The following is a 23053-nucleotide window of genomic DNA, read 5'->3' on the forward strand; positions in this document are numbered from 1 at the left end:
CCCGAACCCGCAGCCCGCAAACGGCCGGGCAGGGAGCGTCCAGAACCTCAGGATGACCCATGCACTACGTCTCGACCCGCGGCCAGGCTCCGATTCTCACCTTTGAAGAGGCGATGCTGACCGGGCTTGCCCGTGACGGCGGGCTCTATGTCCCCGAAACCATCCCGACCCTGACATCTGACGAGATCGCGGCCCTCGCCGGGCTTCCCTATGAGGAAATCGCGATCCGCGTCATGCGCCCCTTCCTTGGCGAAAGCTTTACCGAGGATGAATTCGCCGGGGCCGTCGAGCGCGCCTATGCAGGGTTCGGCCATGCCGCGCGGGCCCCGCTGGTGCAGCTCGACGCCAATCACTTCCTGCTCGAACTGTTCCACGGCCCGACGCTCGCGTTCAAGGACTTCGCCATGCAGCTGATCGGCCAGCTGTTTCAGGTCGCGCTGGCGCGGCGCGGCGAGCGGGTGACAATCGTTGGCGCGACCTCGGGCGATACCGGCTCGGCGGCGATCGAGGCGTTCCGCGGCCTCGAGGCGGTCGACGTCTTCATCCTGTTCCCCGAGGGGCGGGTCTCGGAGGTGCAACGCCGCCAGATGACGACGCCGACCGAATCGAACGTCCACGCATTGGCGGTTGCCGGCGATTTCGACGATTGCCAGGCCCGGGTGAAGGACATGTTCAACGACTTTCCCTTCCGCGATGCGGTGCGGTTGGCCGGTGTCAACTCGATCAACTGGGCCAGGGTGCTGGCGCAGGTCGTTTATTACTTCTCGGCCGCAACGGCGCTTGGCGCGCCGTACCGTCCGGTCTCGTTCACCGTGCCGACCGGCAATTTCGGCGATATCTTCGCAGGCTATGTTGCCCGCCGGATGGGCCTGCCGATCGAACGGCTGGTTGTCGCGACCAACCAGAACGACATCCTGCACCGCGCGCTCAGCTGTGGCGACTATGTCACCTCGGCCGTCGCGCCCTCGATCAGCCCCTCGATGGACATCCAGGTCAGTTCCAACTTCGAACGGGTCCTGTTCGATGCCTATGGCCGCGACGGCAAGGCCGTGGCGCAGGTGATGGAGGAGTTGAAGCTTTCGGGCGGCTTTCACATCTCGCAGGGCGCGCTGCAGGTCCTGCAGGAAACTTTTGCCTCGGGCCGCGCCTCCGAGGCCGAGACCGCGGCCGCTATCGCAAGCATCTATGCCCGAACCGGACAGATCCTCTGCCCGCACGGCGCGGTTGGCGCCCATGTCGCCCAGTCCTATCTCGGGGCAACGCCGATGATCACGCTTGCGACCGCGCACCCGGCAAAGTTCCCCGATGCGGTCGAGGCGGCGATCGGTATCCGCCCCCCCCTTCCAAATCGCATGGCGGACCTGTATGAGCGTCCGGAGCGAGTGACATCGGTCGCCAACGACTTGACCGTCCTCGAAGATCTTGTACGCGAAAGGCGTGGCTTTTGAGCGTCAGACTTGACAGATTGCCGAACGGCCTCCGTATCGTCACCGAGACGATCCCGGGGCTTGAGAGTGCCGCAGTAGGCCTTTGGGTCAACGCCGGCGGCCGGCACGAGCGGGCGGATCAGAACGGGATCGCCCATTTCCTCGAACACATGGCCTTCAAGGGCACGGCACGGCGCAGTGCGCTGCAGATTGCCGAAGAGATCGAGGATGTGGGCGGCTATATCAACGCCTATACCTCGCGCGAGACCACGGCCTATTACGCGCGCGTGCTGAAGGACGACGTGCCGCTCGCGCTCGACGTGGTGGCGGACATCGTGCTGAACCCGGTGTTCGACGACAGCGAGATCGAGGTCGAGCGCGGGGTGATCCTGCAGGAGATCGGGCAGGCGATGGACACGCCCGACGACATCATCTTCGACTGGCTGCAGGAGGCCGCCTATCCGGGGCAGGCGCTGGGACGCACGATCCTTGGCCCTACCGAGCGGGTCAGCGGCTTTGCCCGCAAGGACCTGTCGCGCTTCGTGTCGGATCACTACGGGCCGCGGCAGATGGTGCTGTCGGCCGCGGGGGCGGTCGATCACGACGCAATCATGGCCTTGGCCGAAAAGCTGCTCGGGCATCTGCCGGTCAGCAATCTGTCGACCCATGATGTCGCGATCTTCACCGGTGGCGAGCGGTGCGAAACCCGCCAGCTTGAACAGGTGCATTTCGCGCTGGCGCTCGAAAGCTCCAGCTACAGCGCGCCCGACGTCTATACCGCGCAGATCTATTCGACGCTGATGGGCGGCGGCATGTCCTCGCGGCTGTTCCAGGAAGTGCGCGAGAAACGCGGGCTTTGCTATTCGATCTTCGCCCAGGCGGGCGCCTATACCGACACCGGCATGATGACCTTCTACGCCGGCACCTCGGCGCGGGACATCGGCCAGCTTTCCGAACTCGTTGTCGACGAACTGCGCCGGGCGGCCGACGATGTGACCGAGATCGAGGTGAACCGGGCGCGCGCGCAGATGAAGGCCGGGCTGCTGATGGGGCTGGAAAGCCCGACCAGCCGGGCCGAGCGGCTGGCGCGTCTGGTGGCGATCTGGGACCGGGTGCCGCCGCTGGCAGAAACCGTGGCGCGGATCGAGGCGGTCAGCCGCGATGACGTTGCGGGCTTTGCCCGACGGTTGAACCGGTCCGGGCGCACGGCGCTGGCCCTTTACGGGCCTGCCGACGGGGCCCCCGGGGTACGGGAATTGCAGGAGAGGCTTGCCGCCTGATGCGCCTCGGCCGGCGAAAGGTTCGGATCGTCACCGAACGCATGATCCTGCGTCCGCCGATGCACGTCGATTTTCGCGCCTGGAGCAGCCTGCGGACGGATTCGCGCGAGTTCCTTGAGAAGTGGGAGCCGCTCTGGGCGTCCGATCACCTGAGCCGCAAGGCCTTTACCAACCGGGTCTACTGGGCTCAGCGGGCGCTGAGTTCGGGCACGGCGGTACCGCTGTTCCTGATCCGGGCCGAGGACGAGGCGCTGGTCGGCGCGATCACGCTCGACAATATCCGCCGCGGACCGGCGCAGGCGGGAACCTTCGGCTATTGGGTCGGCGCGCCGTTTGCCCGCCAGGGCTATATGCGCGAGGCGATCACGGCGCTGACCCACCACGCCTTCGAGGCGCTGGATCTGAGCCGGATCGAGGCCGCCTGCCTGCCCGAAAATGCCGCCTCGCGCGGCGTTCTGGAGCGCTGCGGCTTCAAGTACGAAGGCGTCGCCCAAAGCTATCTGCAGATTGCCGGACGCTGGCGCAACCATGTGCTCTATTCCAACCTTCGCGCCGACCGGCGCGGGCGCACGGGCGTCGGGCAGGCCTGAGCCCGCAATTCGGACTCTCCCACGTCACGTTGAGCCACAGTGATCCGGGGCAAGGGGGGGCTGCGCGCGGCGCCTCGAGCGTCAGGATTATTCCAATAAAGACACCCGCGGCCACCATGGCCTGATCGCGATCTGACGAAAATGTCATATCTCGCGGCTGCGCGGTCGTGGAATGATGCTATCATGCCGCAGCAATCCGCCCTGCAATACCCGTCGATCCGCCCCGGAGTGTCGCCCGTGCCGTTCCTGCTCGCCCTTGTCCTGCTCCTCGCCTCGGCGCTTGCCGGTGCGGCGCAGGATCGCCGTCCCTCGCATTGCATCGCGATGGTGCAGGATGTTCCGGGGCTCGAGGTGATCTGGCGCGCCGGGTTCCGCGATCCGGTGCCGGACGAGACCGTGCGGCTGAGCTATATCGACCATTCGATGTATCTGATCCAGACCGCGGGCGGGCTGAACGTGGTCACGGACTACAACGGCTTCATCGGACCCGAACCGCTGATCCCCGACGTGGTGACGATGAACCACGCCCATTCCTCGCATTGGAGCCCGGCGCCCGACCCGGCAATCGCGCATGTTCTGCAGGGCTGGGGCGATTTCGGCGAGGCGGTCGAACACAACCTCGATCTGGGCGAAATGCTGATCCGCAACGTGACCTCCGATATCCGCTCGGCCTGGGGCGCGGGGGTGGAACCCAACGGCAATTCGATCTTCATCTTCGAGGTGGCGGGGCTCTGCATCGGCCATCTGGGGCATCTGCACCAGGAACCGTCGCCCGAGCAATACGCCGCCATCGGGCGGCTCGATGTGGTGATGGCGCCGGTCGATGGCGGGCTGACGCTGCCCTTGCCGGCGATGATCCGGGTGTTGAAGCGGTTGCGCGCCTCGGTGGTGTTGCCGATGCACTATTTCTCGAACAACTCGCTGACGGTCTTTCTGGATGGAATGGAAGCCGAGTTCCTGATCGACCGGCGGCCCGAACGGGCACTGGAGGTGTCGCTGCGCAGCTTGCCATCCGAGCCAACGGTCGTCGTGCTGACGCCGCGGCTGCTGGGGTTCAACGACGAGGATCTGTGAGCGCCCGGGAGGATCATTGCCGCGGCAGGTGACGCGCCCGGTGTCGGAACCCGGCAGCATCTTCCCGACAGGCAGCACCGGCGGTTCGTGCTGCTGCTCCGGGCCCTATTGCGCGACGACTGCTGCCGGTAGGGGGCACGTCGAATTTGTCCGGGGGGCAATGGAATGAGATGGCTGCTTGCAGCATGCATGATCCTGACCCTGCCGGGCGTGGCCTTGGCAAAGGATCGCCAGTCGAGCCGTTGCGTCACGCGGGGCGCCGAAATCTCGTCCCTCGGCGCGGCCCTTTTTGCGCAGTTTCGGTCGGTCCAGCGCGACGCCGGGGTGTGGCTGAGCTATGTCGGGCAATCGACCTATCGGATCGAAACCGCCGACGGTGTGAGTGTCTTGACCGATTTCGATGCCGGCACCGGCACCGGCACGGTGGCCCCTGACGTGGTGACAATCGACCGCTCCGCCGCCTCGAACTGGAGCGCCGTCGGAGAGCGCGAGGCCCCCTTTGTGCTGAAGGGCGGGGCCGATGCCGGAGGGGCGGCGGGGAGCCACCTGGTCCTTGGCGATATTCGTATCCGCAATGTGCCGACCTCCGCCACGCCATCGGGGGACACGGGGCCGGACGGCTCGTCGGTCTTCATCTTCGAGGTCGGGGGCCTCTGCATCGGCCATCTCGGCCGGCTGCAACGCAAGCTCGCGGAGGAGGAGCTTGTTGCGATCGGCCGGCTCGACGTGGTGATGGTGCAGGGCGATGCCAGCCTGCTGCCTCCGCGCGAGGAGATGATCGATCTGCTGTCGGAGGTCCGCGCCCTGCTGATCCTGCCGATGCATTATGCCCCGGATGGCTCGCCCGACGACTTCCTGACGGCGATGGATGGCGCACTTCCGGTCGTGCGGCGGGAAGAAGGCGCCATCGAGGTCTCGCTGCGGACTTTGCCCGGGGTGCCGACGATCATGGTGCTGGAGCCGCGCGGTGCGACGCCCGGTGACGACGACGCGGGAACAGGGGGTGACTTGCCCCTGCCGTTGCTCCGTGATTGATCGGGGCATGAGGTGCCCCATGACCAACCCCGTGACCCCGAAGATCGAAGCGGCTTTGCGCGCGGACCTGCCTGCAGCGGTCTTCCGGCCGCTGGAACCGCGCTATCTGGAGGAACCGCGGGGGCGGTTCCATGGCCAGGATGCGCTGCTGGTGGCACCCGGCTCGGTGGCCGAGGTGGCAACGGTGGTCCGCTGGGCGAATGTGCATCGCGTCGGCATCGTGCCCTATGGCGGTGGCACGGGGCTGGTCTCGGGGCAGGTTGCGACCGATCTGGCGCGGCCGGTGCTGCTGTCGCTCGAGCGGATGAACCGCATCCGCTCGGTGCATCCGGCCGAAAACGTGCTGGTGGCCGAGGCCGGCGTGATCCTCGCCAATGTCCAGCAGGCGGCGCGCGATGTCGATCGGATGTTCCCGCTGTCGCTGGCCTCGGAGGGCTCGGCGCAGATCGGCGGCCTGCTGTCGACCAACGCGGGCGGCGTCAACGTGCTGCGCTATGGCAATACCCGCGACCTCTGTCTGGGGATCGAGGCGGTGCTGCCCGACGGCACGGTGCTGAACGGGCTGAAGCGGCTGCGCAAGGACAACACCGGATACGATCTGCGCCATCTTCTGATCGGTGCCGAGGGCTCGCTCGGGGTGATCACCGCGGCCAGCCTCAGGCTTTATCCCCGGCCGGCGGCCAAGGGGGCGGCGATGATGGCGGTCGAAAGCCCGGCCGCGGCGCTGAAGCTTCTGGAAATGGCGCAGGGCCGGATCGGCGAGGGGGTCTCGGCCTTCGAGATCATGCACCGCACCGGGCTCGACTTCCTGCGGCAGAAGATGCCCGATGTGCGCCAGCCCTTTGCCGCACCGCCCGAATGGCTGGTGCTGATCTCGGTCGGGCTGTCGGGCGGCAGGTCGCCCGAGGAAGAACTGGTGGGCCTGTTCGAGGAGGCGCTGGGGGCCGGGCTTGTCGACGACGGCGTCATCGCCCAGAGCGAGGCGCAGCGGCTGGAATTCTGGCACCTGCGCGAAACGATCCCCGAAGCGAACCGCCGGATCGGCGCGGTGTCCTCGCACGATATCTCGGTGCCGATCTCGGCGATCCCCGAATTCATCGCGCGCGGCGGTGCGGTGGTGGCAGGCTTCGGGGACCTGCGGGTCAATTGCTTTGGCCATCTCGGCGACGGCAACCTGCATTATAACGTCTTCCCCGCCGAGGGACGCCGCCGCGAGGAATACGACAACCAGCGCGATGCGCTGAAGCGGGCGCTGCACGATCTGGTGCACGAGATGGAAGGGTCGGTCAGCGCCGAACACGGGATCGGCCGGCTGAAGGTCGGCGATCTGGAGCGCTATGGCGATCCGGGGATGCTGGCCGCGATGCGCGCGATCAAGGCGGTGCTGGACCCGGCGGGGGTGATGAATCCGGGGACGGTTCTGCGCGGCTGAGTGCCCGGGGGGGGCATCTGCGTCTGACTGTCAGGCAGGCAAATTCCCTTTGCGGCACCCTTTCATCCCCGCGGGACCCCGGCTAGCTTGCCCCCCGACAACCACCGAGGGAGTGCCGGATGGAAACGATGATCGGGGTGATCGGGGGCAGCGGCCTCTACGAGATCGACGGGCTGGCCGATGCGGTCTGGCAGAGCGTGCAGACCCCCTGGGGCGATCCCTCGGATCAGATCCTGACCGGATCGCTCGACGGCGTGCGGATGGCCTTCCTGCCCCGTCACGGTCGCGGCCATGTTCATTCCCCGACCTCGGTGCCCTATCGCGCCAATATCGACGCGCTGAAGCGGATCGGCGTGACCGACGTGATCTCGGTCTCGGCCTGCGGCTCGTTCCGCGAGGAGATGGCGCCGGGCCATTTCGTCGTCGTCGACCAGTTCATCGACCGCACCTTTGCCCGCGAGAAGAGCTTTTTCGGCACCGGCTGCGTTGCCCATGTCAGCGTTGCCCATCCGACCTGCCCGCGGCTTGGCGCGGCCTGCTTCGAGGCGGCCGAGGCGCAGGGCGTGACCGTCCACATGGGCGGCACCTATCTGGCGATGGAGGGGCCGCAGTTCTCGACACTGGCGGAATCGCGGATGTACCGCGAGCAATGGGGCGCCGACGTGATCGGCATGACCAACATGCCCGAGGCCAAACTCGCCCGCGAGGCCGAGCTTTGCTATGCCTCGGTCGCGATGGTGACCGATTATGACAGTTGGCACCCCGACCATGGCGCGGTCGACATTGCGCAGATCATTGCGACCCTTCACGGCAACGCCGACAATGCCCGCGGTCTGGTCGCCCGGCTTCCCACGCTTCTGGGCGCTGACCGCATGCCTTGTCCGCACGGCTGCGACCGCGCGCTCGACTTCGCGCTGATGACCGCCCCGGAAAAACGCGACCCCGCGCTGCTGGCAAAACTTGACGCGGTCGCAGGCCGGGTTCTCTAGGGCGCGCATAAGGGGCGGGGTGATCCGGCCGTGCGTGCCGATACCGGGCTGATCCACGGCGGCAAACTGGCACATCGCGGCCATGTGTCGTCGTGCCGCCCTTGCCCCGAGTGCTTCCCGGGGTTTTTGTGCCCCGGGCGATCCAACGTCCGGTGTCAACGGCAGGGGTTCAGGTATGGTTAACCACAAGACAGTCAAAGACTACATCCGGACAATTGCCGACTTTCCCCACGAGGGGATCCTGTTTCGCGATGTCACCACGCTGTTCGCCGATCCGCGCGGCCTCCGGATCGCGGTCGATCAGCTTCTGCACCCCTATGCGGGGGTGCCGATCGACTGCGTGGCCGGGCTCGAGGCGCGCGGCTTCATCCTTGGCGGTGCGATCGCTCACCAGCTGTCGGTCGGCTTTGTGCCGATCCGCAAGAAGGGCAAGCTGCCCGGCCCGGTGATTTCCGAGGCCTATACCCTCGAATACGGCGAGGCGGTGGTCGAGGTTCATGACGACGCGATCGAGCCCGGCGCACGGGTCCTGCTGGTCGACGACCTGCTGGCCACCGGCGGCACTGCTGCAGCCGGTATCCGCCTGATCGAACGGCTCGGCGGCGAGGTCGTCGGCTGCGCCTTTGTCATCGACCTGCCCGACCTCGGCGGCCGCAGCAAGATCGAGGCGATGGGCATGGATGTCCATGCGCTCTGTGCCTTCGACGGCGACTAGGCGCGGCAGACGAAGCGTCAGCCGGATCAGGGTCTGCGCGGCGGCGCGTGACTGCCACGCTCGACGAGCACACAGCCGAGTTCCACCCGATGTGCGGCCCGCGGGAGCCGCCCAGACAGCACGCGCTGTTCCAGCAGGTTCAGCGCCTCGGCGCCGAACTCGGCAAGCGGCACGACGACCGTGGTCAGTTGCGGCGAATGCATCTCGCCCAGGGCGACGCCATCGAACCCCAGCACCGACATGTCCGCGGGCACGGCAATGCCCGCCGCCTTCAGCGCCTGCATCGCCCCGAAGGCGAGGTTGTCGGCGGCGCAGAAGATCGCCGTAACACCGTCGAGGTCGGGATGCCGCGCCAGCCAGTCTGTTATCGCCGCCTCTCCGCAGGCCGGGGTAAACCCCTCGGCCAGCAGCACAACCGCATCTTCGGATGAAAGACCGGCCTCGGCAAATGCGTCGCGAAAGCCGTCGAGCCGCCGCTGCACCGTCTTGCGTCCGGACCATGTCAGATGAAGGACCCGGCGATGGCCAAGCGCGATCAGTGCGTTGGTTGCCTTTCGGGCGCCGAAACGGTTGCCCGCGGTCACGCTGTCGACGTGCATGTCCGGGTCCTCGCCGTTGATCAGGACGGCAGGAAGGCCGCTCGAGTCGATCGCCTGCAGAAGCGGTCCGCTGTCGTCGTTGATGACGATGATGCCGTCGGCGCCGATCTCGCGCGCGGTCGCGATCAGCGTCAGGGGCGGCCCGCCGGGCTCCAGCGCATGGGGCACAAGGCGCAGGCCCCGCGTCTCGCATTCCCGCGACAAGGCGCTGAGGATGGTCCACGAGACCAGATTGACGTCGTGCTGCGGCAGCGCGTCGGCGGGGGCTGCGACCAGCACCCTGGACAGCGCCGCAATCGCCCCCTTGGCCCGGCGGCGGGCAAGATAGCCCGTCTCGCGCGCGGCATCGAGAACGCGGGTGCGTACCTCGTCCGAGATCGGCGCGGTGCCGTTCAGTACGTGCGAGACGGTCGAGATCGCGACGCCGGCGCGTTCCGATATCTCGCGTATGCCGACCTTCTTGCCTGCCATCTTTCCCTCGCTTGGCTGCCCGGACATGCGGGACATAGCAACCATCGACCCGGAAGAGTCGACCACTCTCCCTAGGCCATGCCGGTAATGCAAAAAATTGCATTACCGATTTTCGACCCGAGGGTGCCATTCGGCCGCTCCTCGCTCGGTATTTATCTCGCTCAGGCTATTGAAAGCGACAACGAACATCAATAACCTCGCTGGAGTTGGCGCCTCAGGGTGCCATTCATGAAAATAATTCAAATGGATCACCCCATGCAATCTGTCCCCGAGATCCGCATTCCTGCCGGAGACGACGTTCAGACCGACCGGATACAGGCCGCGATCGACTGCGCTCCGGTCCGTGTCGTGCTCGAAGCGGGGGGGCATGTCAGCGGCGGGCTGCGCCTGCGTTCGGATGTCACGCTGCACCTCGATGCGGGGGCCGAGTTGCAGTTCCTGCCCGACTACGACGCCTATGCCGATACCCGGGTCGGGGTCGTGGCCGAGCAGAGCGATCGCGCCATGATCTGTGCCGAGAATGCCGAGCGGATCGCGCTGACCGGTGCAGGGCGGGTGATCTGCGAAGGCGTGCGCGCCTTCAGCCTCGGCGACGACGCCGAGATGGGCACGCGCATCCCGGCCGCGCTGCGGCCCCGGGTTCTGGTACTGGAACGGTGCCGCGAGGTGGCGCTGCAGGGGATCACCGTTTGCGATTCGCCAATGTGGACGCTGCATTTTGTCGGCTGCTCGGATGTCACCATCGCGGGCGTACACGTCGACAATGACCGTCGGATGCCCAACACCGACGGCATCGTGATCGACGGTTGCCAGCGCGTGAGCATCATCGGGTCCGAGATTCGTACCGCCGACGATGGCATCGTGCTGAAGACGAGTCTCGGCGCCGGCGGCGTGCCAGTCGGCCCGTGCAGCGACATTCAGGTGGCCGATTGTCTGATCGAAAGCCAGTCCTGCGCGCTGAAGATCGGCACCGAATCCCACGACGATTTCCGCCGCGTCCGGTTCGAGGATTGCGCGATCACCGGCTCGAACCGCGCGCTTGGCATCTTTTCGCGCGATGGCGGGGTGGTCGAGGATGTCCGCTTTGCCCGGATCCGTCTGGACAGTCACGAGACCCCGGCAGGGTTCTGGGGGTCGGGCGAGGCGCTGACGCTCAACACGCTCGACCGGCGCCCCGATACCCGTCCGGCGGGCGCGATCCGCGGCGTCGTTTTCGAGGACATCACCGGCCAAGCAGAGGGGGCAATCAACCTCTGGGCCGAACGTCCGGGCGGTATCGCCGACGTGCGGCTGAGCCGGGTTGCCCTGACGCAGACGCCCGGGGCGCTTGGCACGGCGCATTGCTATGATCTGCGGCCGACGCCGGCGGACCTTGAGGCCGCGCCCGAGGCGCAGGGCCGGATGAATGCCTGGCGCAAGGGGCCGGACGGGCGGATTATCGGGCTGATCGACTATCCGGGCGGAATGCCGGGTGTCTTTGCCCACAATGTGACGGGGCTGGCGGTCTCGGATCTGGCCATCACCCGGCCCGATCCCTTGCCCGAAGGCTGGAACCCCGTTCTGGTGGTCGAGGACTGACAGGACCGCCGGGCGAGGTCCCGCGCCCTGTCCTATGTCATCGCGTGGTGGATCGGGCAGAGCGACGCATAGAGTTGCCGGAAGTGGGCGAAGCGTTCGTCGGCCAGGGCGGCGCGGCCCGGATCGGGCTCGTACGTCGCATCGGTGGCGACAAGGCTGTGCGTCGCGTCCTCCAGCGTCGCGATCTGGCCGCAGGCGACGCCCGCCATGACCAGCGCGCCCAAGGCCCCCGACTCGGGCGCCGCAATACGCCGGAGCGGGCGGCCGAGCGCATCGGCGCGCAGCCGGTTCCAGCTGTCCGAACGTGCCCCGCCACCGCCGAGCGCCAGCGCCTCGATCCTTCGCCCGCCGCTTGCCTCAAGAGATTCCAGCGCCAGCCGGGCTGAGAAGGCGACCCCCTCCATCACGGCGGCGGTCATCTCGGCCGGGCCGGTGGCAGAGTTGAGCCCGGCAAAGGCGCCGCGGCTTTGCGGATCCCACAGCGGCGCGCGCTCTCCCTCCAGATGCGGCAGAAACAGCGGGCTTGCACGACCGATCCGAACCGGTGACGACAGCGTGTCAAGCGACGCGGCGTCCCTGCCCAGAAGCCCGCTGAGCCAGTCGAGCGAGGCGCCCCCGGCCTGGGTCGGTGCGGCGTGCAGCGTGATGCCCCGCCATTCGGGGAAGGTCACAGGTCCCGGTGCGCCGGTGCGGAGGGTCGAGATCAGCCCCAGCACCTCGCTCGACCCCGACAGATACATCGCTTCGCCCTCGCGCGCGACACCAAGCCCGAACATCGAGGCCCAGGCATCCATGGTTCCAACCGCCACCGGCACCCCGGCGAACGGCAGGCCCGGCCGCACCCGTCCCGCCGGCTCCAGCGGGTCGCGGAGCGGCGGCAACAGCGCTGCCGCCTCGGGGATCAGGCCCAGCACCGCGTCGGCATAGCCGAGATCGGCGCCGACCAGACCAACCGCGGCCAGCGGGTCGGCAAGCACCTCGCCGGTCAGCCGGGCGATGACATAGTCCTTGGGCAGCATGACTGCGCGGGTCGCGGCCCAGACCTCGGGCGCGGTGCGGGCGACAAGGGCCATGCGCGCCAATGCGTGGCTGGCGTCGATCGGGATCGGCGCGCCGAGCGCGCGGGTCTTGTCGGCGGTCGTGATCCGGGCGTCGAGGGTGGCGCCGTCGGGCGCCGCACGCGTGTCCTGCCAGGTGATCGCGGGGGCCAGCGCCATGCCCGCCGCGTCACAGAAGACATGGGTATTGACCTGGCTCGTGATGCCGATTGCCACCACGCCGGCCGCGTCGGGATGTCGGGCGAAACGGTCGAGCGCTGCCATGACCAGCGCCACCCAGTCCTCGGGCGCCTGCAATGCCGCGCCGCTTGCGGGCCGCTCGGTGGCATAGCCCTGACCAAAGCGCGCCAGCACCGTGCCGTCCGATGCCGCCATCACCGCCTTCACCGAGCTTGTGCCAATGTCGATACCGATGAGTGCCTGTTGCGTCATCTTCGCCTCCGATGCCGGTCTTTCTCTGGACGCCCCGAGGGTCGGGTGCCAAAGATGCCCAAGTCATACGAACCAGATCGCAGGGAGCAAGACGGACATGACCGCCAGAACGATTTTCACTGCGGGTGCGCTCGCTGCCCTTGTCGCCGGGGGCGCGGCGGCGCAGGAGGTGGCCGTTATCACCCCGTATCTCGCCCAGCCCGGCACTCAGTTCTATGTCGATGGCTTCACCGCCGCAGCCGAGAATTTTGGCTGGACGGTCAACGTGATCGACACCGCGGGCGATGTCGGCGCGGTGATCAGCCGGATCGAGGACGTGACGATCCAGGGGGTCGACGCCATCGTCATCAACGTCGATCCGGCGCAGATCGGGGCAGGGCTTGCGACCGCCGCCGATGCGGGCATTCCGGTCGTCGGCATGGACGCCGGCTCGGACCCGCTGGTTGCCGCGAACGTCACCTCGAACGGCTATGCCATGGCGGCCGAAACCGCCGTCTATGTCGCCGACCGCATCGGCGGTGCGGGCAATGTCGTCATGTTCACCTTCGATCCCTTCCCGCCGGTTCAGGCGCGCGGCGTCATTGCCGACGCGATTTTCGGCAACTTCCCCGACATCGAGGTTCTTGACCGGATCACGCCCGACGTCTCGGACGGCGGCATTGCCGACAGCCGTGCCCAGATGGAGGCGGTGCTGGCCGCCAACCCCGAGCCGGGCAGCATTGCCGCGGTCTGGGCTGCGTGGGACCAACCCGCCCTTGGCGCGCTGCAGGCGATCGAGGCCGCGGGCCGCGGCGGCGAGGGCATCGTCATCACCGGCATCGACGCCAATCCGCAGGCCCGTGACGCCATCGCCCAGGGCGGCAATTTCGAGGCCTCGGTCGCGCAGGATTTCGTCGGCATCGGCAGCGTGACCGCCGAGACGGTCAAGCGCCTGCTCGACGGCGAGGAGCTGCGCCAGAAGGTGATCTATGTGCCGACAGAACTGATCACCGCGGCCAATGTCGGTGCCGATTGACGCCGGCGGCGCGCATGAACTGAGGCTCGAGGGCCTCGGTCGGCAATTCGGCGCGGTGCGCGCGCTCGACAGCGTGGACCTTGTTCTGCGCGCGGGCGAGGTACATGCGCTGATGGGCGAGAACGGCGCCGGAAAGTCGACGCTGATCCGCTGTCTTGCGGGGCTGGAACGGCCGGATGCGGGCCGTATCCTGTTGGACGGATTGCCTCTGCCGTCCGGCCACCCGGCGGCGGTGCGCGCCGCGGGCCTGCGGTTCATCCACCAGGAATTGCATGCGGTCCGTGGCCTGTCGGTGGCCGAGAACATGTTTCTCGACCACCCCTATCCGCGTCGCGCGGGTCTGGTGAACTGGCGGGCGGTGAACCGCGCCGCGCAGGCCGCGCTTTCCCGGCTTGGTGTCGACGATCTCGACCCGCGCCAGCCGATGACGGGCCTCGGCCCGGGCGATCAGATGATCGCCCGCATCGCCGGCACGCTGATTGACGAGGGCGGCGCGCCGCCCTGGCTCTATGTCATGGACGAGCCCACCGCGGCGCTGACCGGGGCGGAATCGGAACGTCTGTTCGCCGTGATCGGCGAGATGATCGCGGCGGGTGCCGGCGTGCTCTATGTCTCGCATCGGATGCCCGAGGTGCTGCGTCTCAGCGACCGTGTCACGGTGCTGCGCGATGGCCGCCATATCTCGACCCGGCCGCTTGGGGAAACCGGGCAGGAACGGATCATCCACGAAATGACCGGGCGCGACCTGTCGGCGCTGTTTCCGCCGCGCGACGCGCTGCAGCACGGCGACACGGTGCTTGGGGTAAGGGGGCTGGCAGCCCCCGGCATCCGCGATGTTTCCTTCGATCTGCGGGCCGGCGAAATCCTTGGCGTCGTCGGGCTTGCAGGCGCCGGGCAGGGGGCCTTGCTGCGGGCGCTGATCGGCGCCGCGCCGCGCCGGGGCATGGTAACGCTCGACGGCCAACCGCTGAGCGCGACCCCGGCCGGAGCCTGGGCGCAGGGCCTTGCCTATGTCCCGCCCGAGCGTCGCAGTCAGGGGCTGATGCTCGGCCGTTCGATTACCGAGAACGTGGCGCTGCCGCATCTGGAACGGATGGCGCGCGGGCGCTTTTTCCTCAACCGGCGGCAGCAGGCGCGGCGGACCGGGGATCTGGGCGCGAAGGTCCGGCTGAAGGCCGCGACGCTGTCGCAGGGCTGCAGTCAGCTTTCCGGCGGCAATCAGCAGAAGGTGCTGTTTGCCCGCGCCCTGGCGGGTGCCCCCCGTGTGCTGCTTCTGGACGAACCGACGCGCGGGGTCGATATCGGCGCAAAATCCGATCTCTACCGGCTGATCCGGCAACTTGCCGATGACGGCGTGGCGGTTCTGCTGGCCTCGTCCGACCTGCCCGAGGTGCTGGGTCTTGCCGACCGGATCGCGGTCATGCAGGAGGGGCGCCTGACACATCTGAAGGAGAATTCGGGCATGACCGAGGCATCGCTTCTGGCAAGCTTCTACGATTCAGGGGATGCGGCGTGACCGGCCTTGTGCGCCGCTTTGGCGGCATCGCCGGAATGCTCGCGGTGGTGCTGTTCTTTGCCATCAACGTGCCGGACACTTTCCTGACCCTGCGCAACTGGCTGAACATCAGCCAACAGATCAGCATGTTGGCAGTGGTCGCCGCGTGCATGACGGTCGTGATGGTGATGGGGGATTTCGATCTTTCGGTGGGGTCGATGGCCTCGCTTTCCGGGGTCGTTGCGGCGACGCTGTTCACGCAGGACTGGTCGATCCCGGCGGCCCTTTCGGCCGCGCTGGCCGTCGGTCTGCTGGGGGGGCTGATCAACGGCGTGATGGTGTCGCTTGTGGGCATCCTGCCCTTCGTGGCGACGCTTGCGACGCTCACGATCTATTCTGGCGCCGCCTTCCTGATCAGTGACGGGCGCACGATCTTCGGTCGCGACATCCCGGCCGCCTTTGGCGATTTTGCCCGTGGCGGGCCGGTGATCGGCATGGCGGGCGAGCGGGCGCTGGTACTGCCCAATCTGACGCTGGTCGCGCTGGCGGTGGTGGCGCTGATCTGGCTGGTGCTGGAGCAGACAACCTATGGCCGGCGGCTCTATGCCATCGGTGGCAACAGCGAGGCGGCCCGGCTGGCCGGCGTGCCGGTGACCTGGCTGCGCCTGTCGGCGTTCCTGTTCACCGGTGTCGGCGCCGCGGTCGCCGGGCTGATGTACGCAAGCCGCGTCGCCTCGGCCAACCCGACCCAGGGCGACGCGCTGATGCTGACGGCCATTGCGGCGGTGTTCCTTGGCATGACGCTGACCCGCGACGGCCAGCCGGGGGTTCTGGCGACACTTGCGGGCGTCGTGGTGCTGGGCGTTCTCGACAACGGCCTGACGCAGATGCGCGTCGACAGCTATGTGCGCGAGGTGCTGGTGGGCGCGATCATTCTTGCTGCCGTAGGGTTCAGCGCACTCGGGCGCCGAGGGGTCCTTGGTCGGCGACCATAGCCTTTATCGCGACTGGATCCCGGCCCCAAAATCGGCGCCCATGGCGGCAGGCCTCGTCCGTCACTCGCTGAAAGCCGCGGCCTTCGCGGCCGAGTGCATTCCCTGCGATGCCGGTCACGGCGGACAACCGGGGCAGGTCAGCCTGAAATCTGGCGCACAGAGACTTCGACAGAGGCGGACATCCTTGCCATCGCAAGTGGTCGAGCAGTAGAGCGCCGCGCGATTCCACCATGCCAAGACCCGGCTCAGGCGGTTCATCAATACCGTCGGCGGCTGCGTCGAGCAGGTCAGGCACGCCATCCCCAGGGCCGAGAACCACGAGCCCTTCCTGAAACCCGACGGCAAGGCGATGGCCGGGCCGATTGCCCGCGCCCGGAACGGGGATTTTCAGGGTCCGACGGTCCTTCTGCACACCGGCGGACTCTGGCGATGGCGTGGATGCCTGTCGGCCACTGGTGCGACGGCGAGGTCGAGCGGAGCAACCGAACGATCGAGGTGGCGACGGTGAGACGCGTCCACCACAAAGGCCACCATCGGCTGCGAACGCAATTCGCCGAGGTTCATTCCGCGACCGGCCGGATCGCCAGCGAATTGCCGCCGAGACCGCGGAACGCCTTTTGCCTGCAAGACAGCACGATGATCTGCAGATCTGTCGCCTGCAGGGTGAGCGCGTCGAACATCGCCTCGATCCGTTCGTCGTCAGTGTAGACAATCGCGTCGTCGAGGATCACCGGGGCCGGGTTGCCGGACCGCGCCAGGATGCGGGCGAAGGCCAGCCGGACCAGCAGCGCGATCTGTTCCTGGGTGCCGCCGGAGAGCACGTCGAAGGGCTCCTCCGAGCCGGTTCGCACCAGACCCGAGGGCAGCAACGTGTCGGCATCGAAGCGCAACTCGGCCTCCGGCCAGATCATCCGGACAAGTGGCGCAAGCTCGGCCAGAACCGGCTGGACATAGCGGTCCCGCGCCGCCTGCCGGGCAGTCTCCAGCGCGGCTTCGAGGCGCTGCAGAACCGCGACCTCGAACTCCACCGCGTCGAGCGCGGCGCGCGCCGCCCCGAGCCGCTCCCATGTTTCGGCGAGTTCCTCGTCCACGGCTTCGCCCGCCTGAAGTGCGATGCGGGAATCGAGCCCCGCCAGATCCCGTTCGATCTGCCGGTCCCGTTCCTCGGTTGCCTTCCGGGCAGAATTCAGGCGATCGAGCGTCGCCCCGGTGGAGGCCAGGTCGGGTGCCGATGCGTCAAGCTCGTCCAGTGCAGCTTCGGCATCGGCCAGGGCATTTTCCCGCACGGGCAGGGCGGCGCGCAGGCCGGCGAGGGTTTGCTCGGGCGTTTGTGTGCGGGCGAGGGCCAGCACCGCGCGTTCCAGCCGCGCCGCGGCGCTCTCGAAATTTGTCGAGGCCCGGATTTCCGCCTGACGGGCCTGCTCGGCCTTGAGGCGCATTGTTTCCAGCGCCGTTTCGGTGCGTGAAAACGCGTCGCGTGCTGCGGTCTCGCGGGTTTCGGCCTCGGCCGCGGTCGGCAGATCTTCCGCGATCTCGACCGGCGCGGGCAATTCGGCAAGGGCCTGCCGCAGGGGTTCGAGCCCATCCGGCGCGGCAAGGCTGAAGGCCGCCTGCGCCTGCCGCAGCGCGGCTTCCGCACTCGCCCGGTCCTGCGCCGACTGCCGTGCCTGCTCGACGCTCTCGACACCCTGTGCGTCGAGCGCCCCGGCAAGTCGGCTTTCGGCCGTGTCCACGGTGCCGTCATCGACAGAAGCGCCCGGATGAACGGTCAGGACGCCGATCCCCTCGAGATCGAGGGCCCCGCCATCGGGCAGCGGCACCCGGGCGCCGTCAGGCAGCGGTGCGCCTTGCAGCAAGACCCCGTCGCTCCGCCCGCCGGCATAGCGCATCGTGACGGCTGGTGCGGCACGCTCGCGGGTCTTGCGGGCGACCGACAGCTCCAGCGCAAGGCGCTCGATCGCCTGCAGGGTATTGGCATCGACTCCGCGCCCGGCCTCTGCCGTCAGCCGTTCGATCGTCCGGCGGTGGCCCTCGGCGGCAGCCAGCCGCGCTTCGAGGCCCTTGCGTTGCGCCGCCGCATGGGCCGCCTGTTCCGCCTTGAGGGCGAGCCGATGCACCCGGGTCGCCTCGGCGGCCCTGGCGCTGGCATCACTATGCGCCTTGCGGGCGGTCTCGAGCGAAACCTCCCGCTCGGCAAGGAAGGTCTGTGCGTCCTGCCACACCGCCTGCGCCTCGGCATGGAGCCGGGCCGCGTCGCGGGATTCCGCCACCTGGTCGGCGAGCGTATCAATGCTCGCCCGGTGGCTCTCCAGGGTCGTGCGGGCGTCCTGAACCGCCCTGCGCGCCTGGTCGAGTTCTTCGGCATGGCGCCTTGCCATATCTTGTGCCGCCTGCGCCGCGGCAAGCCGTTCCTTCATGGCGGCTGTCTCAATAGGGTCGCGCAGGTCCTCGAGTTCGTGGCGCAGGCGCGCACGACGATCCAGATCCTCCCGCAGCGATCGGGCCCGGGCCTGCAGTTCGCCCTCGCGGGCCACCAGCGCCTCGACCTTTTCGAGGGCCTCGGCCAGCGGGCCCCCCTTTTTCGGGCCCCGCGTTGTAAGGTAGGTCTCGATCTCCCGCCGGCACTTTGCCCGAAACTCGTCCATCTGCCGGCCGACGGTTACCGTCTCGATCTCGCCCGAGACCGAGGTGACCAGCGACCGGCGCGCCGATTCCGTCTCCTTGTCGTCCTGAAAGGCGAGCAGCCCCTGCCGCACCCAGAGCATTCCGGCCGGTCCGCCATCCTTCGGCGCGGTGATCAGATCCGACAGCCAGACCTCGGCGTCGTCGGCCTGATGGATCAGATGGCCGCCCCGGAACACGCGGGTCTCGCCGCGGCGACCCTTGGTCCAGGACTTCACCACGCGGTACTGCGCGCCGTCCCGCTCGATCTCGACCGAGATCTCCGGATCGCCGCCGGCATGCGGGGCCAGCGACTTAACCTCCTTGTCCCAGCTTTTCCGGTCCTTGAAGAACATGGCATGCAGGGCGTCGAACACCGTCGACTTGCCGGTTTCGTTCGGGGCGGTCAGAACGTTGAGCCCCGCGCCGATACCGGCAATCTCGACCGGAGAGGTGAAGCGGCGCACGTTCTGCAGGCGGATGGAAACGAGTTTCATGCCGCACTCCCCTTCACGAAACCATACAGCCTGTTCAGCGCCGCCTCGGCGACATCCCGATCCCGCTTCGAGGCGTCGGGGTCTGCCGCCGCCGCGTGCAATTCGTCCGCGGCCAGCCGCAGCGCACCGCCGCGCGCGATGGCGTCGAGGTCGCCCGGGCTGTATTCGGTCTGCAACTGGTCCTCGACCAGATCGAAATGGCAGAACTCCGGGCGGATGCGGGCAATGGCCTCCATCAGCTCCTGCCGTTCGGACAGACGGACCCAGCCAGACAGGGTCAGCTTCATCAGCGTCTCGCGCCATGTCAGGCGGTCGGCAGGAAGCAGCGCCTCGAGCGCGGCGGCGGCGTTCGCACCGGGTGTCAGCGCGATCAAGCGTTGCCGCCAGTCGAGGCGCCCGATCTGGATCTCCTCGATCATGGGGGCGCCGCCGGGAGCGGTCAGCGTGACCGCGAGGCAGGATCCGCGCCCCTCGTGCTTGAAACGGTCGTGTTCCGGGGTGCCGGAATAGTGGCTGAGGTCGTTCAGCCGCCAGCGTCCGTGCCAGTCCCCGAGGGCGAGGTAGTCGAGACGTGCAAGTTCGGCGCGGTTTGGCGAAATCGTCTCGGAGGATCCTTCATCGCTGCCGAACTCCAGAACGCCGCCGTGGCCAAGTCCGATCCGCAGGTGACCCTCAGGCGTTTCGCAGCCGTCCATCCAGGCGGTCAGGTCGATGCCGGGAAAGCGGCGCGTTGCCGGGGCAGGGAGCAGCGTGACGCCCTGCGCGATGTCGACCGGCGCGGCCGACGTCAGGACATGGACGTTTGCCGGCGCGTGTTCGACGACACCCTGCCAGAGCGGCTCGGCGGAGAGACTGTCGTGGTTGCCGGGGATCAGCCACCAGTGCAGCGCGGCATCGGCGCCCATTGCGGTCAGCGCCTGACGGACCACTCGCTCGGACGGGGTTTCGGTATCGAAGGTGTCTCCGGCGACCAGAATGTGCCCGGCGCCAACACTCCGTGCGGCGGCAGCGAGGCGTTCGGGCAGGGTGGCGCGGGCAAGCACGAGTTCGGAGCGGGGCTCTTCCGGGAAGTTGCCGAACCTCTTGCCGAGGTGCAGGTCGGAGGTGTGAAGAAAACGGAATTCGGTCATCGGATCAATTCTCTTGGGAACGGGCGGAAAAGGGAACGGCGGGTGGGCCGTCGCCCGAGAAATATCTGGGCCATTGGGCTGTCCAGACCTGTCACAGCAGAACAGCGCAGGCTTCGGAATGGTGTTGCCTTGTGGAACAGATTGTAAACCCGTTCACGGAAATGCGCTGACAGGTTGTCGCGGGGCTCGATGGACGTTTCCGCGCAGCACGTACCCTCATCAAGACCGAAGGCATGCACCGCGCCGATCCGGAAGGCTGGCTGAGCTGGGGTGCGGACCCACAGCGCCGATCACAAGATCAACCGCATCGACGAACTGGCGCCGTGGAACTGGCTGTCGCGTCGAATGTCAACGGCGGTCACGCTGGACGGATACCGTCCGTTGACAGACCTCCGCCCGAACCTCGGCACGTCGCAGAAAAACGGGCCCTGGCCTGAAACAGCCAGAGCCCGCGTTCTCAATTGGCCCGGGAGAGAATGGCCCCCTGCCGGAGTCCTTGACTATTTCCGGTCTTTGAGCAGCTCATCGACATTGTCGTTGGACACGATCGTCCACGGAATATCGTAGCGTTTGGCCTGACCGTCATCCCAGGACAGCTCACCCGCGTATTGCGCCCAGATCTCGGATTCGGGCTGGTAATCTGCACCTTTGACGGCGCGCAGCGCGACGTCGATGCTGCCCTGCGCCTGACCACGGGCATCTTGCAGGATCGAGGTCATCTCACCGGCTTTGACGGCGCGAAGCGCGTCGGTGACACCGTCGACACCTGCGATGGCGAAGTCATGGACATCCAGATTGGCAGACTTGATCGCCTCGATGGCGCCGAGAGCCATCTCGTCGTTCTGGCCGATCACACCGTTGATCTGACCGGGGTGCTTCGAGAGCCAGTTCTGCATCAGGTCCAGAGCTTCAGCGCGCGACCAGTTGGCGGTTTTGCGTTCGAGCACTGTCACCTGGCCTTCGGGGCATTCGCCGATGGCCTTCATGTTGCCTTCGCCACGCTGGATTTCGCCCGAGCCGCCTTTCGGCCCCTCGATGATCACCACGTTGCCCTTGCAGCCGAGTTTTTCCATGACGGCCTTGGCTTCGAGATAGCCGCCCTGCACGTCGTCAGACACCACTTCGGAGGTCATTTCGGTGGTGTTCAGTCTTGCGTTGGTGACGACAATCGGAATGCCAGCGTCGTTCGCCATGGTCACGACGTCGATGTTGGCCTCGTAGTCCATCGGGTTGATGACGATCGCGTCCTGCATGGTGTTGACCGCCATCTGCCCCTGGTCGTTTTGAACCGAGGCGTCGTAACGGCCGTCATACATGGTCAGGATCACGTCACCGGACACGACTGCGGGGTGTTCCTTGGCGTAACGTTCCATCAGCTGAACGAATTCCGCCTTGTTGCCATACATCAGAAAGGCAACGCGCACCGGGTCGGCCTGAGCGACAGCAGCCGACAGCATCAGGCTGGACGCCAGCGTCAAGCTGGCGCCGATAAGTTTGAGTCTCATAGAGGTCTCCTCACCTTGGGTTGGTAGAAATGGGGTCACCGGCGCGGATCATGCCTGCCGGCGACTGTCGATAATCACCGCGAGCACGATCAGTGCGCCTTTGATGATCGACTGGTAAAAGCTCTCGACACCGAGGATATCGAGGCCGTTGTTCATGACGCCGATGATCAGGGCGCCAAAGAATGTGCCGGTCAGGCGACCGACGCCACCGGCGAGACTTGCGCCACCGATGACGACCGCCGCGATGGCATCGAGCTCGTAGGAGGTCCCTGCCGAGGTCTGTGCGGAACCCGTTTTCGCGGTCAGGATGATGCCTGCCACACCCGACAGGAAGCCGGCGAAGATATAGGTCCAGGTCAGCACCGAGGTGGTGTTCACACCCGATGTGCGGGCGCTCTTCTCGTTGCCGCCGACGGCATAGACATAGCGACCGAAGACGGTCTTGTTCAGCAGCACCCAGGCAAGCGCGAAAACGATGGCGAGGAACACGACCGGGACCGGCAGTGTGTCGAAGATCCGGCCGGTCCCGAACCAGCGGAACTCGGGGCTGAGCGCCGAGATCGGGTTGCCCCCGGTGACGGCCATGGTCAACCCTCGGGCGGCCAGCAGCATGCCCAGCGTCGCAATGAAGGGCTGGATGCGGAAACGGCTGACGATCAGGCCGTTGACGAGGCCGCAGAGCGCACCGGTGAACAGGGCGGCCAGCAGCGGGAAGGCCACGAAATAGACCCCGCTCCACGGTGTCACCCCGGTCGAGCGGGTGGCAAACGACGCCGCCATCATCCCCGAGAAGGCCAGCACCGAGCCGACGGACAGGTCGATCCCGGCAGAGATGACGACGAATGTCATGCCGACCGCGAGGATGCCGTTTACCGAGATCTGGTGCAGGATCAGCATCAGGTTGTTGACCGTCAGGAAGACGTTCACCGGCCAGACACCCTGCATGACCTTGATCTGGCAAATGGCGCTGACCAACGCGCAGAGCGCGAGGAAAGCGATGATGATTCCGTATTTCTGGAACGAGATACGTTTCACGGAGAGAGTTGGGCTGGTCATTGGGATTCGGTCTCCTGGT

The 23053-nt window shown here is 67.1% G+C and carries 18 protein-coding genes; 12 read left to right on the top strand and 6 right to left on the bottom strand.

The window, feature by feature from the left end:
• The first annotated feature begins 59 nt into the window (after positions 1-59).
• The 8 genes from thrC (at position 60) to DQG17_RS01920 (ending at position 8542) form a co-directional block, all read left to right on the top strand.
• On the top strand, positions 60-1448 hold the full coding sequence (thrC, locus tag DQG17_RS01885; protein ID WP_116131052.1) for a threonine synthase: 1389 nt from the start codon (positions 60-62) through the stop codon (positions 1446-1448).
• A complete protein-coding gene (locus tag DQG17_RS01890) occupies positions 1445-2707 on the top strand; it encodes a pitrilysin family protein (RefSeq protein WP_116131053.1) in 1263 nt (420 codons plus the stop codon). Before thrC ends, DQG17_RS01890 begins: the two co-directional genes overlap by 4 nt.
• Entirely contained in the window at positions 2707-3297 is a 591-nt protein-coding gene (locus DQG17_RS01895; protein ID WP_116131054.1) for a GNAT family N-acetyltransferase, read from the top strand. Before DQG17_RS01890 ends, DQG17_RS01895 begins: the two co-directional genes overlap by 1 nt.
• 183 nt (positions 3298-3480) lie before the next feature.
• Complete coding sequence (locus tag DQG17_RS01900) at positions 3481-4371, top strand: MBL fold metallo-hydrolase (RefSeq protein WP_198666008.1); 891 nt, start codon at positions 3481-3483, stop codon at positions 4369-4371.
• A gap of 165 nt (positions 4372-4536) precedes the next feature.
• Positions 4537-5406 carry an MBL fold metallo-hydrolase gene (locus tag DQG17_RS01905; protein ID WP_116131055.1) on the top strand — a complete coding sequence of 290 codons (870 nt, stop codon included), beginning with the start codon at positions 4537-4539 and terminating at the stop codon, positions 5404-5406.
• A gap of 19 nt (positions 5407-5425) precedes the next feature.
• Positions 5426-6838, top strand: coding sequence for an FAD-binding oxidoreductase (locus DQG17_RS01910; RefSeq protein WP_116131056.1), 1413 nt, complete (start codon positions 5426-5428; stop codon positions 6836-6838).
• 119 nt (positions 6839-6957) lie between these two features.
• Positions 6958-7827: an S-methyl-5'-thioadenosine phosphorylase gene (locus DQG17_RS01915; RefSeq protein WP_116131057.1), complete on the top strand. Its 870-nt coding sequence runs from the start codon at positions 6958-6960 to the stop codon at positions 7825-7827.
• A gap of 175 nt (positions 7828-8002) precedes the next feature.
• Complete coding sequence (locus tag DQG17_RS01920) at positions 8003-8542, top strand: adenine phosphoribosyltransferase (RefSeq protein WP_116131058.1); 540 nt, start codon at positions 8003-8005, stop codon at positions 8540-8542.
• 26 nt (positions 8543-8568) lie between these two features.
• Here DQG17_RS01920 and DQG17_RS01925 read toward each other — a convergent pair whose 3' ends face one another.
• The gene (locus DQG17_RS01925; RefSeq protein WP_116131059.1) at positions 8569-9612 is read right to left on the bottom strand and encodes a LacI family DNA-binding transcriptional regulator; all 1044 of its coding nucleotides are present in this window, start codon (positions 9610-9612) and stop codon (positions 8569-8571) included.
• Between the two features lie 228 nt (positions 9613-9840).
• On the opposite strand from DQG17_RS01925, the gene DQG17_RS01930 reads away from it, so the two are divergent.
• Positions 9841-11190 carry a glycoside hydrolase family 28 protein gene (locus DQG17_RS01930; RefSeq protein WP_232829289.1) on the top strand — a complete coding sequence of 450 codons (1350 nt, stop codon included), beginning with the start codon at positions 9841-9843 and terminating at the stop codon, positions 11188-11190.
• Positions 11191-11222: 32 nt separating this feature from the next.
• On the opposite strand, the gene DQG17_RS01935 is transcribed toward DQG17_RS01930, so the two are convergent.
• Positions 11223-12680: an FGGY-family carbohydrate kinase gene (locus tag DQG17_RS01935; RefSeq protein WP_116131061.1), complete on the bottom strand. Its 1458-nt coding sequence runs from the start codon at positions 12678-12680 to the stop codon at positions 11223-11225.
• Between the two features lie 97 nt (positions 12681-12777).
• On the opposite strand from DQG17_RS01935, the gene DQG17_RS01940 reads away from it, so the two are divergent.
• Genes DQG17_RS01940 through DQG17_RS01950 form a run of 3 tightly spaced genes read left to right on the top strand, consistent with a single transcriptional unit; the run spans position 12778 to position 16185 of the window.
• Entirely contained in the window at positions 12778-13695 is a 918-nt protein-coding gene (locus DQG17_RS01940; protein ID WP_116131062.1) for a substrate-binding domain-containing protein, read from the top strand.
• Positions 13685-15211: a sugar ABC transporter ATP-binding protein gene (locus tag DQG17_RS01945; protein WP_232829290.1), complete on the top strand. Its 1527-nt coding sequence runs from the start codon at positions 13685-13687 to the stop codon at positions 15209-15211. Before DQG17_RS01940 ends, DQG17_RS01945 begins: the two co-directional genes overlap by 11 nt.
• Positions 15208-16185, top strand: coding sequence for an ABC transporter permease (locus tag DQG17_RS01950; protein ID WP_116131064.1), 978 nt, complete (start codon positions 15208-15210; stop codon positions 16183-16185). The genes DQG17_RS01945 and DQG17_RS01950 overlap by 4 nt, the downstream gene beginning before the upstream one ends.
• A gap of 560 nt (positions 16186-16745) precedes the next feature.
• On the opposite strand, the gene DQG17_RS01955 is transcribed toward DQG17_RS01950, so the two are convergent.
• The 4 genes from DQG17_RS01955 to DQG17_RS01970 all read right to left on the bottom strand — a co-directional run bounded on the left by DQG17_RS01955 (position 16746) and on the right by DQG17_RS01970 (position 23034).
• The gene (locus tag DQG17_RS01955) at positions 16746-19343 is read right to left on the bottom strand and encodes an AAA family ATPase (protein ID WP_116131065.1); all 2598 of its coding nucleotides are present in this window, start codon (positions 19341-19343) and stop codon (positions 16746-16748) included.
• Positions 19340-20473 carry a metallophosphoesterase gene (locus tag DQG17_RS01960; protein ID WP_116131066.1) on the bottom strand — a complete coding sequence of 378 codons (1134 nt, stop codon included), beginning with the start codon at positions 20471-20473 and terminating at the stop codon, positions 19340-19342. The genes DQG17_RS01955 and DQG17_RS01960 overlap by 4 nt, the downstream gene beginning before the upstream one ends.
• Before the next feature lie 500 nt (positions 20474-20973).
• A complete protein-coding gene (locus DQG17_RS01965; protein WP_116131067.1) occupies positions 20974-21978 on the bottom strand; it encodes a substrate-binding domain-containing protein in 1005 nt (334 codons plus the stop codon).
• 48 nt (positions 21979-22026) lie between these two features.
• Complete coding sequence (locus tag DQG17_RS01970) at positions 22027-23034, bottom strand: ABC transporter permease (RefSeq protein WP_116131068.1); 1008 nt, start codon at positions 23032-23034, stop codon at positions 22027-22029.
• Between the last annotated feature and the right edge of the window lie 19 nt (positions 23035-23053).

Source organism: Tropicimonas sp. IMCC34043 (assembly GCF_003390845.1).
Classification (GTDB): Bacteria; Pseudomonadota; Alphaproteobacteria; order Rhodobacterales; family Rhodobacteraceae; genus Tropicimonas.